This is a genomic window from Streptomyces sp. NPDC046805 (assembly GCF_040645355.1).
Lineage (GTDB): Bacteria > Actinomycetota > Actinomycetes > Streptomycetales > Streptomycetaceae > Streptomyces.
This window is the reverse complement of sequence record NZ_JBEYYC010000025.1, coordinates 82,554-95,443: the sequence shown is the minus strand read 5'-3', so window position 1 is coordinate 95,443 and position 12,890 is coordinate 82,554. Positions and strand designations below refer to the sequence as shown.

At 72.6% G+C, this 12,890-nt stretch carries 6 protein-coding genes and 1 tRNA gene; 6 read left to right on the top strand and 1 reads right to left on the bottom strand.

All coding sequences use genetic code 11. The annotated features are described in order from the left end of the window. Nucleotides 1-198: 198 nt before the first annotated feature. The 6 genes from topA to ABZ910_RS25255 all read left to right on the top strand — a co-directional run bounded on the left by topA (nt 199) and on the right by ABZ910_RS25255 (nt 11,126). Nucleotides 199-3,054 carry a type I DNA topoisomerase gene (gene topA / locus ABZ910_RS25280; protein ID WP_361369087.1) on the top strand — a complete coding sequence of 952 codons (2,856 nt, stop codon included), beginning with the start codon at nt 199-201 and terminating at the stop codon, nt 3,052-3,054. Nucleotides 3,055-3,168: 114 nt separating this feature from the next. After that, complete coding sequence (gene tmk / locus ABZ910_RS25275; protein WP_361369085.1) at nt 3,169-6,399, top strand: dTMP kinase; 3,231 nt, start codon at nt 3,169-3,171, stop codon at nt 6,397-6,399. Between the two features lie 85 nt (nt 6,400-6,484). Then, nucleotides 6,485-7,690 carry a DNA polymerase III subunit delta' gene (locus ABZ910_RS25270; protein ID WP_361369083.1) on the top strand — a complete coding sequence of 402 codons (1,206 nt, stop codon included), beginning with the start codon at nt 6,485-6,487 and terminating at the stop codon, nt 7,688-7,690. A gap of 167 nt (nt 7,691-7,857) precedes the next feature. Next, nucleotides 7,858-9,465 carry an alpha/beta hydrolase gene (locus tag ABZ910_RS25265; RefSeq protein ID WP_361369081.1) on the top strand — a complete coding sequence of 536 codons (1,608 nt, stop codon included), beginning with the start codon at nt 7,858-7,860 and terminating at the stop codon, nt 9,463-9,465. Nucleotides 9,466-9,582: 117 nt separating this feature from the next. Then, nucleotides 9,583-9,659 (top strand) — tRNA-Thr (locus tag ABZ910_RS25260). Between the two features lie 135 nt (nt 9,660-9,794). Then, nucleotides 9,795-11,126: an MFS transporter gene (locus ABZ910_RS25255; RefSeq protein WP_361369079.1), complete on the top strand. Its 1,332-nt coding sequence runs from the start codon at nt 9,795-9,797 to the stop codon at nt 11,124-11,126. 65 nt (nt 11,127-11,191) lie between these two features. On the opposite strand, the gene ABZ910_RS25250 is transcribed toward ABZ910_RS25255, so the two are convergent. Further along, a complete protein-coding gene (locus ABZ910_RS25250; RefSeq protein ID WP_361369078.1) occupies nt 11,192-12,880 on the bottom strand; it encodes a bifunctional 3'-5' exonuclease/DNA polymerase in 1,689 nt (562 codons plus the stop codon). Nucleotides 12,881-12,890 lie beyond the last annotated feature (10 nt).

Sequence of the window (12,890 nt, the reverse complement as noted above, 5' to 3'; positions counted from 1 at the left end):
GGACAGGGCCGGAAAGGCCGCCGGGGACTCCGGGCGGCAGGAATGGCGGTAGTCGGGTTACCGTTCGAGTGGCCGTTGTGGGCTTTTCCCGTTTGACACGGGGGCGGGATGTACCGTCACACTCCGCAGCGTCACCACCATCCGACCCCGGGATGAAGGCCCGGGGAGGCCCAGCCTCGACCGGAGAGAAGAGCGAAGTTGTCCCCGACCAGCGACACCGCACACGGCGGCCGCCGACTCGTCATCGTCGAGTCGCCCGCCAAGGCGAAGACGATCAAGGGCTACCTCGGCCCCGGCTACGTCGTCGAAGCGAGCGTCGGGCACATCCGCGACCTCCCGAACGGTGCCGCGGAGGTGCCGGAGAAGTACACGGGCGAGGTCCGCCGTCTCGGCGTGGACGTCGAGCACGACTTCCAGCCGATCTATGTGGTCAACGCTGACAAGAAGTCGCAGGTCAAGAAGCTCAAGGACCTGCTGAAGGACTCCGACGAGCTCTTCCTCGCCACCGATGAGGACCGGGAGGGCGAGGCCATCGCCTGGCACCTCCAGGAGGTCCTCAAGCCGAAGATCCCCGTCAAGCGGATGGTGTTCCACGAGATCACCAAGGACGCGATCCGCGAGGCCGTCGCCAACCCGCGCGAGCTCAACAAGAAGCTCGTCGACGCCCAGGAGACCCGCCGCATCCTCGACCGCCTCTACGGCTACGAGGTCTCGCCGGTCCTGTGGAAGAAGGTCATGCCGCGCCTGTCGGCCGGCCGTGTCCAGTCCGTCGCCACCCGGCTCGTCGTCGAGCGGGAGCGCGAGCGCATCGCGTTCCGCTCCGCCGAGTACTGGGACCTGACGGGCACCTTCTCGACCGGCCGCGCCGGTGACCCGAGCGACCCGTCGACCCTGGTCGCCCGCATCCAGACCGTCGACGGCAAGCGGGTCGCACAGGGCCGTGACTTCGACTCGCTGGGGCAGCTGAAGAGCGCGAACCTCCTCCACCTGGACGAGACGAACGCCCGCGCCCTCGCGGCCGCCCTGGAGGACACCCGGTTCGCGGTGCGCTCCGTCGAGTCCAAGCCGTACCGCCGCTCGCCGTACGCCCCGTTCCGTACGACGACGCTCCAGCAGGAGGCCAGCCGCAAGCTCGGCTTCGGCGCGAAGGCGACCATGCAGGTCGCCCAGAAGCTGTACGAGAACGGCTACATCACGTACATGCGTACGGACTCCACGACGCTGAGCGACACCGCCGTCGCCGCGGCCCGTGCGCAGGTCACGCAGCTCTACGGCGGCCACTACCTGCCGGACCAGCCGCGTTCGTACGCCGGAAAGGTCAAGAACGCGCAGGAGGCGCACGAGGCGATCCGCCCCTCGGGTGATCGTTTCCGCACCCCCGCGGAGACCGGCCTGACCGGCGACCAGTTCCGGCTCTACGAGCTGATCTGGAAGCGGACCGTCGCCTCCCAGATGAAGGACGCGACCGGGAACTCGGTCACCGTGAAGATCGGTGGCACCGCCGCCGACGGGCGCACCGTCGAGTTCAGCGCGTCCGGCAAGACGATCACCTTCCACGGCTTCCTGAAGGCCTACGTGGAGGGCGCCGACGACCCGAACGCCGAGCTGGACGACCGCGAGCGCCGGCTGCCGCAGGTCAGCGAGGGCGACCCGCTGAGCGCCGAGCGGATCACGGTCGACGGGCACGCCACCAAGCCCCCGGCCCGCTACACCGAGGCCAGCCTGGTCAAGGAGCTCGAGGAGCGCGAGATCGGCCGCCCGTCGACGTACGCGTCGATCATCGGCACGATCCTCGACCGCGGCTACGTCTTCAAGAAGGGCACGGCCCTCGTGCCGTCCTTCCTGTCCTTCGCCGTCGTCAATCTCCTGGAGAAGCACTTCGGGCGGCTCGTCGACTACAGCTTCACCGCCAAGATGGAGGACGACCTCGACCGCATCGCGCGTGGTGAGGCCCAGTCCGTGCCGTGGCTGAAGCGGTTCTACTTCGGCGAGGGCACGGGTGAGGGCGGCGCCGCCGCCGACGCCGGCAACGGCGACGGGGACCACCTGGGCGGCCTCAAGGAGCTGGTGACCGACCTGGGCGCGATCGACGCGCGCGAGGTGTCGTCGTTCCCCGTGGGCCACGACATCGTGCTGCGGGTCGGGCGCTACGGCCCGTACATCGAGCGCGGCGAGAAGGACACCGAGCAGCACCAGCGCTCCGACATCCCGATCGACCTCGCGCCGGACGAGCTGACCGTCGAGCTGGCCGAGGAACTCCTCGCCAAGCCGAGCGGTGAGCGCCCGCTGGGCACCGACCCGGAGACCGGCCGCCCGATCGTCGCCAAGGACGGCCGCTACGGCCCGTACGTCACGGAGATCCTCCCCGAGGGCACCCCGAAGACGGGCAAGAACGCCGTCAAGCCGCGCACCGCCTCGCTGTTCAAGTCGATGTCGCTGGACACGGTGACGCTCGACGACGCGCTGCTGCTGATGTCGCTGCCGCGCATCGTCGGCACCGACGCCGAGGGCGTCGAGATCACCGCGCAGAACGGGCGCTACGGGCCGTACCTGAAGAAGGGCACGGACTCGCGCTCGCTCACCGCCGAGGACCAGATCTTCTCGGTCACGCTGGAGGAGGCGCTGGCGATCTACGCCCAGCCCAAGCAGCGGGGCCGCGCGGCCGCCAAGCCGCCGCTGAGGGAGCTCGGCGAGGACCCGGTCAGCGGGAAGCCGGTCGTCGTCAAGGACGGTCGCTTCGGGCCGTACGTCACCGACGGGGAGACCAACGCGACCCTGCGCTCCGGCGACAGCGTCGAGGAGATCACCCCCGAGCGCGGCTTCGAGCTGCTCGCCGAGAAGCGCGCGAAGGGGCCCGCCAAGAAGACGGCGAAGAAGGCGCCTGCCAAGAAGGCGACCGCGAAGAAGGCCCCCGCGAAGAAGGCGGCTCCGGCCAAGAAGACCGCCGCCAAGAAGACCACGGCGAAGAAGACCACCGCGGCCGCGAAGAAGACCGCTGCCAAGAAGACGGCGGCGGCTTCGAAGACGGCGACGGAGGAGCAGCCTCCCTTCTGAGGTGCACACGCTCGTTCCCGAGGCATCCACGCCCCGGCATCACCGCGATGCCGGGGCGTGCGCGCGTTCGCGCGATCGGAGCTGTGTGTCGGTGGCTGCCGATAGGCTGAACGCATGACGCGAGCCGAGCAGCCAACGGCCCCCCACACCCCACCGGACACCGCACCCGACGACGCCCTGCTGGCGGACTCCCGCGAGCGGGCGGTCCGCGCCCTGCTGCGCCGACCGCAGCTGAAGCGGTTGTGGAGCGCACAGCTGGTGAGCGGCGTCGGGGACGTCCTAGCGCTGCTGGTGCTGGTCGTCCTCGCCCTCCAGGCGGCGATCGCCCAGGGTTCGTTCGGCGGCGGCTACCGGGGCGTGGCGTTCGCGGTGGCGGCCGTCTTCGGGGCCCGCATCCTGGCGACGCTGCTCTTCGGCGCCGTACTCCTCGGCCCGCTCACCTCGCTGACCTCCCAGGACGGCCCGCTCGAGCGCCGCTGGACCATGGCCGGCGCCGACGCGCTGCGGGCCGCCCTGCTGATCGTCGCCCCGCTGTGGATCGACTGGGTGCCGGACAACGCGCTGGCCGTCGTCCTGGTGACCGCCTTCGTCATCGGCGTCGCCGAGCGCCTGTGGACGGTGTGCCGGGAGAGCGCGGCCCCCGCGCTGCTGCCCACCCCGCCCCCGGAGGGCGCGACGGTACGGCCGCTGCCCGACCACCTCGACGCCCTGCGCCGCCTGTCGCTGCGTACGGGCTTCGTGGCGATCCCCCTCGCGGCCGCCACCCTCGTCGTCGCGGCGCTTCTCAACAACCTGCTCGGCACCGGGATCGCCTGGTTCGCCCAGCACCAGGCGGCCCTCGGCTCGTACGTGGCCGCCGGACTCTTCGCCGCGTCCCTGTCCGTGGTGACCTCCCTCGAACTGCCCGGCACGCGCACCCCGCGCGCGCGGTCCCCGCTCGAGGGACTGCGCCGCCCCAAGACGGGCACCGGCGTCGACAAGGGCCGTACGGGGGCTGTTCCGCTGCTCGTCCTGGCCTGTGCCGCCGTCGCCGGGGCGATCGCCGCCGCCGTCGCCGTGTCCGTGCTGCTCGCCACGGACCTGGGGGGCGGCCCGGTGCTGTACGGGCTGCTGGTGCTCGCGCTGACCGGCGGCGTCGCCGTCGGCATCCGTACGGCCCCCGCCGTGCTGCCCTCGCTCTCGCGCCGCAGGCTGCTGGCGCTGGTGATCGCCTTCACCGGTGTCGCTCTGCTCGCCGCCGGACTGGACCCGGACGTCAGCAGCGTCCTGCTGATCGCCGCCCTCGCCGGAGTCGGCGCGGGCATCGCCGCCAACACCGGGCACACGCTTCTCGACCAGGAGGCCGAGGACTACCGGCGGGCGCGCATGACGGAGCACCTGCACGCGGTCGTACGGGTCTTCGTGGCGCTCGGCGCGCTGATCGCGCCCCTGGTGGCGGCGCTCATCGGGCCGCACCGGCTGCAGAACGGCAAGTTCGTGTTCGCGCACGGCGGCGCCTCCTTCACGCTGATGCTGGTCGGCGCGCTGCTGCTGCCGGTGGCCGCGCTGGTGCTGGCCAAGGTCGACGACCGCTCCGGTGTGCCGCTGCGGCACGACCTGCGCGACGCGCTGCTCGGCGGCGACGATCCCGTGCAGGCGCCCGCGACGAACGGTTTCTTCATCGCCCTGGAGGGCGGCGACGGCGCCGGGAAGTCCACCCAGGCCGAGGCCCTCGCCGAGTGGATCCGGGACAAGGGCCACGAGGTCGTGCTCACGCGCGAGCCGGGGGCCACGCCCGTGGGCAAGCGCCTGCGCTCGATCCTGCTCGACGTGTCGTCGGCGGGACTGTCCCACCGCGCGGAGGCGCTGCTGTACGCCGCCGACCGTGCCGAGCACGTGGACACGGTCGTCCGGCCCGCGCTGGAGCGGGGCGCCGTCGTCATCTCCGACCGGTACATCGACTCGTCGGTCGCCTACCAGGGCGCCGGCCGTGACCTGTCCCCGACCGAGATCGCCCGGATCAACCGCTGGGCGACCGACGGGCTCGTCCCGCACCTGACCGTCCTGCTGGACGTCTCGCCGGAGGCCGCCCGCGAGCGGTTCACGGAGGCCCCGGACCGCCTGGAGTCGGAGCCCGCCGAGTTCCACGCGCGCGTGCGGTCCGGTTTCCTGACGCTGGCCGCGTCCGACCCCGGCCGGTACCTCGTCGTGGACGCGGGCCAGGAGCCCGAGTCCGTCACGACGGTGATCCGGCACCGGCTCGACACCGTGCTGCCGCTGTCCGCGGCCGAGGTGAAGGCCCAGGAGGAGGCGCGCAAGGCCGCCGAGGAGGAAGCCCGCCGCAGGGCCGAGGAGGAGGCCGCCCGCAAGGCCGAGGAGGAGCGCCTGGAGCGCGAGCGCCAGGAGCAGCTCGCCCGGCTGCGCGCCGAGGAGGAGGAACGTCAGCAGCGCGAGCTGGAGGAGGCGCAGCGGCGCGAGGCCGAGCGGCAGGCGGAGGAGGCCCGGCAGCGGGCCGAGGAAGCGCGTCGTCGTGCCGAGGAGGAGCAGGCCAGGCTGCTCGCGGAGGAGCAGGTCCGGGCCGCCGAGGAGGCGCGGCGCAGGGCCGAGGAAGACCTGCGGCGCCGGCAGGCCGAGGAGGAGTCCCGGCTGCGTGCCGAGGCCGAGGAGCGGCGGCTGGAGAAGCAGCGGAAGGCCGAGGAGGCGCTGCTGCGGGCCGAGGACGCGCGTCGGCAGGCGGCGGAGGCGGCGGCCGAGGCCGATGTGGCGGCCCGCAGGCCCGCGGCACCGCGGCCGACGGCCACCGGTGTGACACCGGAGGCATCGACCGTGCCGACACCCGTGGTGCGGCCCGGGGCGGACGAGACCGCGGTGCTGCGCCCGGTGCGCGAGGAGCGGGACGGCGAGCAGCGCGGGGTTGAGCAGCGCGGGTTTGAGCAGCGCGGTGGCGAGGAGCGGGGCGGCCGGCGCCGCCCGGCCCGGGAGTCCGCCTCCGAGGTGACGGCGAAGCTGCCGAAGCCGCCCGCGCCCCAGGGGGCGTCGGACGAGACGGCGGTGCTGCCCCAGGTGCCTTCGGACGCGGCCGACGAGACGGCGGTGCTGCCTCCCGTACGGGACGAGCGGCCGGTGGACCGGGTGCCGCCGGGGTTCTTCCGCAAGGAGCCGCTCCCCGGGAACTCCGACGGTGCCGAGGACCGTACGCGGGAGATGCCGCGCGTCGACGCCGACGCCGCGGCCCAGCGGCGGCCGCGGCCCGACTGGGCCGAGGAGACACCGCTGGACGACCTGCCGTCGCTGGCGGACGAGCTGCTGGGTTCGTACGACGAGCCGGACCACGACGAGGGCGACGGCCGGGGGCACAGGGGCTGACGCCTCTCGACCGGTCGGGGATGTCAGTGGGCACCCGCACAATGGATCCCGGAACGTGACGTGTGACGGAAGGGCGGCGTGACCCATGACCGTATGGGACGACCTCGTCGGGCAGCAGAGGGTGAGTGAGCTGCTCGACGCGGCCGCTCGGGATGCCGACGCCCTCGTCACCGCGGCGGGGGCGGACGCGCCGCCGCCGGAGGCGTCGAAGATGACGCACGCATGGCTGTTCACGGGCCCGCCCGGAGCAGGCCGCAACCAGACGGCGCGCGCCTTCGCCGCCGCCCTGCAGTGCGTGAGCCCCGACCGCGCTCTCGGCGGAGCCCCCGGCTGCGGCTTCTGCGACGGTTGCCACACGGCGCTGGTCGGCACCCACGCGGACGTCACCACGGTGGCCGCCGTCGGTGCCGAGATCCTCGTCAAGGACATGCGGGACACCGTCCGCAAGTCGTTCACGTCCCCGGCGAACGGCCGCTGGCAGATCATCCTCGTCGAGGACGCCGAGCGGCTGAACGAGAAGTCGGCCAACGCCGTCCTCAAGGCCGTGGAAGAGCCCGCCCCCCGCACGGTCTGGCTCCTGTGCGCCCCCTCGATCGAGGACGTGCTGCCCACCATCCGCTCCCGCTGCCGCCACCTGAACCTGAGCACGCCGTCGGTCGACGCCGTCGCCGACATGCTCGTACGGCGTGAGGGCATCGAGCCGGGTGTGGCGATGGCCGCGGCCCGCGCCACCCAGGGCCACGTCGACCGGGCCCGCCGCCTGGCCACCGACCCGGCCGCCCGCGAGCGCCGCGCCTCCGTGCTGAAGCTGCCGCTGCGCCTCGACGAGGTCGGCGCCTGCCTCAAGGCGGCCCAGCAGCTGGTCGACGCGGCCGCGGAGGACGCCAAGCAGCTCGCCGAGGAGATGGACGGCAAGGAGGCCGAGGAGCTGAAGGCGGCGCTGGGCGCGGCCCAGGGCGGGCGCCTGCCGCGCGGCACGGCGGGTGTGATGAAGGACCTGGAGGACATGCAGAAGCGCCGCAGAACACGGACGCAGCGCGACAGCCTCGACGTGGCCCTGAGCGAGCTCACCGGCTTCTACCGCGACGTCCTCGCCCTCCAGCTCGGCTCCCGTGTGGCGATCGCCAACGCGGACGCCGAGGACGCCCTGGAGCGGCTGGCCCGCGGCAGCTCCCCGGAGGCGACCCTGCGCCGTATCGAGGCGATCTCCGGCTGCCGCGAGGCCCTCGACCGCAATGTGGCGCCCCTGCTGGCGGTGGAGGCGATGACGATGGCGCTGAGAGCGGGCTGAGCCGGAGCCACCGCCGGTCGACGTCGACTGGTGATGCCGCCGGTCGACGCCGACGGTGACACGAACGGTTGATGTGACAACGGCAGCGTCGGTTGACGCCGTCCTCCGTACGAGCCATACCCCACACGTAGAGCGTCCGGGTGGTCGCACAGCGTTACGCTCGCCTGATGCACATGAGGCGAACCACCCGCCAGAACCAGGCCACGGCCCGCATCACCGTCACCGTCCTCGCGGCCGCCGCCGCCCTGCTCGTGTCCGCCTGCTCCCCCGGCAGCGCGACGATGTCGGCCGGCAACGCGGCGCAGGCGGCGCTCGCCGCGCTGCCCCGCTCGACCCCGTCCGCGCTCTCGCCGTACTACACGCAGAAACTCACGTGGCGCAGCTGCAAAGTCGCCGGTTTCGAGTGCGCCACGATGAAGGCGCCGCTGGACTACGCCAAGCCCGCCTCGGGCGACGTCCGGCTCGCCGTCGCCCGCAAGAAGGCCACCGGCAAGAACGCCAAGGCCAAGGACCAGCCGCCGGCCTCGCTCCTCGTCAACCCGGGCGGTCCGGGCGGCTCGGCGATCGAATACCTGCAGAAGTACGCCGGCCTCGCCTACCCCGCGAAGGTCCGCGCCCACTACGAGATGGTCGCGATGGACCCCCGCGGCGTCGCCGGCAGCGAGCCCGTCGAATGCCTCGGCGGGCGGCAGATGGACACGTACACGCAGGCGGACGTCACGCCCGACGACCAGAAGGAGACGGACGCGCTGGTCGCGGCGTACCGGAAGTTCGCGGAGGGCTGCGGCGCGAAGTCGGCCGCGCTGCTGCGCCACGTCTCCACCGTCGAGGCGGCCCGCGACATGGACATCCTGCGGGCGGTGCTGGGGGACTCGAAGCTGAACTACGTGGGGGCGTCCTACGGGACGTTCCTCGGGGCGACGTACGCCGGGCTGTTCCCGGACCGGGTGGGCCGCATGGTCCTCGACGGCGCGATGGATCCGACGCTGCCCTCCCGCGAGCTGAACCTGCAGCAGGCGGCGGGCTTCGAGACGGCGTTCCAGGCCTTCGCGAAGGACTGCGTACGGCAGCCCGACTGCCCGCTCGGCGGCAAGGGCACGACACCCGCTCAGGTCGGCGACCGGCTCGACGCCTTCTTCCGTAAGCTCGACGCCCACCCCATTCCCGCCGGCGACCGGGACGGGCGCAAGGTCGGTGAGGCGCTCGCCACCACCGGCGTGGTCGCGGCGATGTACGACGAGTCGACCTGGCCGCGGCTGCGCGAGGCCCTGACCTCGGCGATGAAGGAGAACGACGGCGCCGGCCTCCTCGTCCTGTCCGACAGTTACTACGAGCGCGACGCTTCCGGCCACTACGCGAACCTCATGGCCGCCAACGCGGCCGTGAACTGCCTCGACCTCCCGCCGGCCTTCAGCACCCCCGAGCAGGTCGAGAAGTCGCTCCCCGCTTTCAAGAAGGCGTCCCCCGTCTTCGGCGAGGGCTTGGTCTGGGCCTCCCTGAACTGCGCGTACTGGCCGGTGAAGCCCACCGGCCAACCCCACCGCATCGAGGCCAAGGGTGCCTCCCCCATCGTGGTCGTGGGCACCACCCGCGACCCGGCGACCCCCTACTCCTGGGCCCAGTCCCTCGCCCGCCAGCTCTCTTCGGGCCGCCTCCTCACCTACGTCGGCGACGGCCACACCGCCTACGGCCGCGGCAGCCGCTGCATCGACACCGCGATCGACTCCTACCTGCTCAAGGGCACCCCACCAGCCGAGGGAAAGCGCTGCTCATAGCCCTACGACCCGTCCCGATCCCACCCCGGAGGCCTCCTCTCCGGGGTGGTACGAAGCACTCCCGGAAACTGTGTAGACTTACCGACGTTGCCGATCGCACCACAGTGCGCACGGCGTGCCGCCTTAGCTCAGATGGCCAGAGCAACGCACTCGTAATGCGTAGGTCTCGGGTTCGAATCCCGAAGGCGGCTCCACTGGAACCCCAGGTCGAGAATTCGACCTGGGGTTTCTTGCGTTCGCCCGCAGTGGGACGGGTGGCGGCCGGTGAAATGGCCTGCCGGGGGCGGTACTTAAGCCGTACGGTGTCTCCGCGACGAGGGGGGCGCGGCATGAGTACGTCCGGTGGGACGCGGGGCGGAGTTCTGCGCAACCGTGACTTCTCGCTGCTCCTGAGCGGGCAGCTCGTCTCCAGCCTGGGCAATCAGATGCAGCTGTTCGCGCTGCCCCTCGTGGTGCTGGCCCTCTCCGGCACGCCCACGCAGGCCGGGCTGGTGATGGGGCTGAACACCGTGTCCTTCCTGGTCTTCGGCCTGGTGGCCGGTGCGCTCGTGGACCGGTGGAACCGCAAGGTCACGATGATCTGGTGCGAGGTGGGGCGGGGGCTGCTGGTCCTCAGCGTCGTCGTGGCCCTGTGGGGAGACCGGCTCACCATGGCCCACCTGTACGTCGTCGCCCTGGCGACCGGCGTCCTGGGCACCTTCTTCCAGGTCGCCGACACCGCGGCGCTGCCCAACGTGGTGGCTGCGGAGCAGCTTCCGGCCGCCCTGGGCCTCTTCCAGTCGATGTCCAGCACGCTGCGCATCGTGGGCGCGTCGATCGCCGGTGCGCTGTACGGGCTGGGCCGGGTCGTGCCGTTCCTCGTGGACGGGCTCTCGTTCCTGGTCTCGGCGGTCTCCCTGCGGTTCGTCCGCGCCGAGTTCCAGCAGGAGCGCGAGAAAGCCGGTGAACGCCCGGCGTTGACACTCCGTGCGCTGACGGAGGAGATACGGCACGGGGTGGGCTGGGTCGGGCGGCAGCCGGTGATCCGCTTCCTGACGTTCGTCCAGGCCGCCGACAACCTGCGTTATGGCGCCGGATACCTGGTCATCATCATGCTGGCGAAGGGCGTCGGCGCCGACTCCACCGAGATCGGCCTCATCTTCAGCGGTGCCGCCGTGGGCGCGCTGGTCGGCTCGGCGCTCTCGGACCGGATCATCAGGCGCTTCCCGCTCGGCCGGATCGCAGTGATCGCCATGGGCGTCGTGGCGCTCGCCTTCCCGCTGTACGCCGTGGCCTCCGATCCGCTGCTGCTGGGCGTGGTGGCGGCCCTGGAGTCACTGGTCAGGCCCGTCTGTACGGTGGCGCTCACCAGCTACCAGCTGTCCATCACCCCGGACGCCCTCCAGGGCCGGGTCACCAGCGCCGTTTCCACGCTCGTCTTCGGCGCGATGTCGATCGGCACGCTGGTCGGCGGCGCCCTGGTCTCCGCCCTGGGCGCGGACCGCGTGGTGCTGCTGTTCTCGGGCTGGCTCCTGCTGCTCGCGCTGCTGACCGCGGGCAACCGTACGGTGCGACGGGCGCCCCGGGTGGGGGAGGCCCGGCCCGTCGGGGGCGAGGCCGTCGCGGACGAGGGTGTATCGGTGACTGGCAGTCAGGCGGGGCGCCTCGACTCCGCGGGCTGAGCCGGCCAGGTCTCAACCAGCCCTGTCACTCGCCCCGTTCACCAGCCTTGTCACGAGCCCCCTCGTCACTTGGCGTCCGCATAGCACTCCACCACCGCCGTGGTGAACGGAAACCGCACCGGTGTCTCGCCGAACGTCAGCCGCCCCGCGAGGTCCGCCGCCGCGCGGATCGCGGCGACGACCGTCTCGGCCTCCTCCTTCGGGCAGTGCACGATCACCTCGTCGTGCTGGAAGAAGACCAGCTCGGCCGCCAGGTCCGCACAGGTCCGCCGCAGTGCCGCGAGCAGCAGCAGGGCCCAGTCGGCGGCGCTGCCCTGGACGACGAAGTTGCGGGCGAAGCGGCCGCGGGCGCGAGCGTTGGTAGAGGCGTAACCCGGTGTCCATGGGCGGCCGTCGGGCTCGTCGTTCCCCACCGGGATGCCCGCTTCCTCCGCCGCGTCCTCACCCGCCCCGGCGACCGGCGGGCATGTGCGCCCCAGCCACGTCCGCACCAGGCGTCCCTCCTCGCCGGCCCGGGCCGCCTCGTCGACGTACGCCACCGCCTTGGGAAAGCGGCGTCTGAGCGCGGCGAGGTTCTTCAGACCGTCGCCGGAGGTCTGGCCGTAGACCGCGCCGAGCACCGCGAGCTTGGCCTGGGTCCGGTCGCCGGAGAAGGCGCGGTCGGAGACGGACTGGTAGAGGTCGCTCTCGCGCCCCGCCACCTCCATCAGGCCGGGGTCGCGGGAGATCGCCGCCAGGACGCGGGGCTCCATCTGGTCGGCGTCGGCCACCACCAGCCGCCAGCCCGGGTCGGCGACCACGGCCCGCCGGATCACCTTGGGGATCTGCAGCGCACCCCCGCCGTTGGTCACCCAGCGTCCCGTGACCGTCCCGCCCGCGAGGAACTCCGGCCGGAACCGCCCGTCCCGCACCCAGTCCTGCAGCCAGGACCAGCCGTGCGCCACCCAGATCCGGTAAAGCTTCTTGTACTCCAGCAGTGGCTTCACGGCCGGGTGGTCGAGGGACTCGATCTCCCATCGGCGGGTGGAGCCGACCTTGATCCCGGCCCGCGCGAAGGCCTTGACCACGTCGGCGGGCAGATCCGGTCGCACCCGGTGGCCGAACGCGGCCGACACCTCGTCCGCCAGCTCGGCGAGGCGACGCGGCTCACCCCCGCCCGCGTACCGCTCGCCGAGCAGGCCGCGCAGCAGCTCCCGGTGGACGTCCGCGCTCCAGGGCAGGCCCGAGCGGTTCATCTCGGCCGCCACGAGCATGCCCGCCGACTCGGCGGCGGTCAGCAGCCGCATCCGGTCGGGGTGGGCGGTCCGGTCGTGCCGTCGCTGCTGTTCGGCATAGACGTCGAGGAGGTCGGCGAGCGGCAGGCGGGTGGTGCCCTGCGGCTCGAACAGCGGGGACTGCGCGCCCGGTTCGGCGGAGCGCAGCGGAGGATCGGGCGGTACGGGGCCGCCGCGCAGCCGGGCCAGAGCGGCGGCCGCCGAGCGTGGCTCGCCGCATCGCCCCTCGTGGCCGAGCAGGAGTGTCTCGGCGTCCTCGACGTCGTAGCACCGCTCCACTCGCACCCCCGTGGCGAGCAGACGCGGATAGACCTCGGGGGTCGACCGCCACACCCAGCGCGTCACCTCCGGTCGGTCCCGTACCGCCCCGGCGAGATCGGGCTCTCGCCGCACCGGCCCGACGGGCAGCCCGTCCGGACCGAGGGGGGCGAGCTCCACGCCGCCGTCCTCGGCCGGAGCGATTGCCCATCGTTCGGCCATGTCGTGAGTC

Bases quoted from the DNA above. Each gene is read 5' to 3' on its own strand.
- tmk (WP_361369085.1), top strand. From the start codon at position 3,169: ATGACGCGAGCCGAGCAGCCAACGGCCCCCCACACCCCACCGGACACC.
- ABZ910_RS25270 (WP_361369083.1), top strand. From the start codon at position 6,485: ATGACCGTATGGGACGACCTCGTCGGGCAGCAGAGGGTGAGTGAGCTG.
- ABZ910_RS25265 (WP_361369081.1), top strand. From the start codon at position 7,858: ATGCACATGAGGCGAACCACCCGCCAGAACCAGGCCACGGCCCGCATC.
- ABZ910_RS25255 (WP_361369079.1), top strand. From the start codon at position 9,795: ATGAGTACGTCCGGTGGGACGCGGGGCGGAGTTCTGCGCAACCGTGAC.
- ABZ910_RS25250 (WP_361369078.1), bottom strand. From the start codon at position 12,880: ATGGCCGAACGATGGGCAATCGCTCCGGCCGAGGACGGCGGCGTGGAG.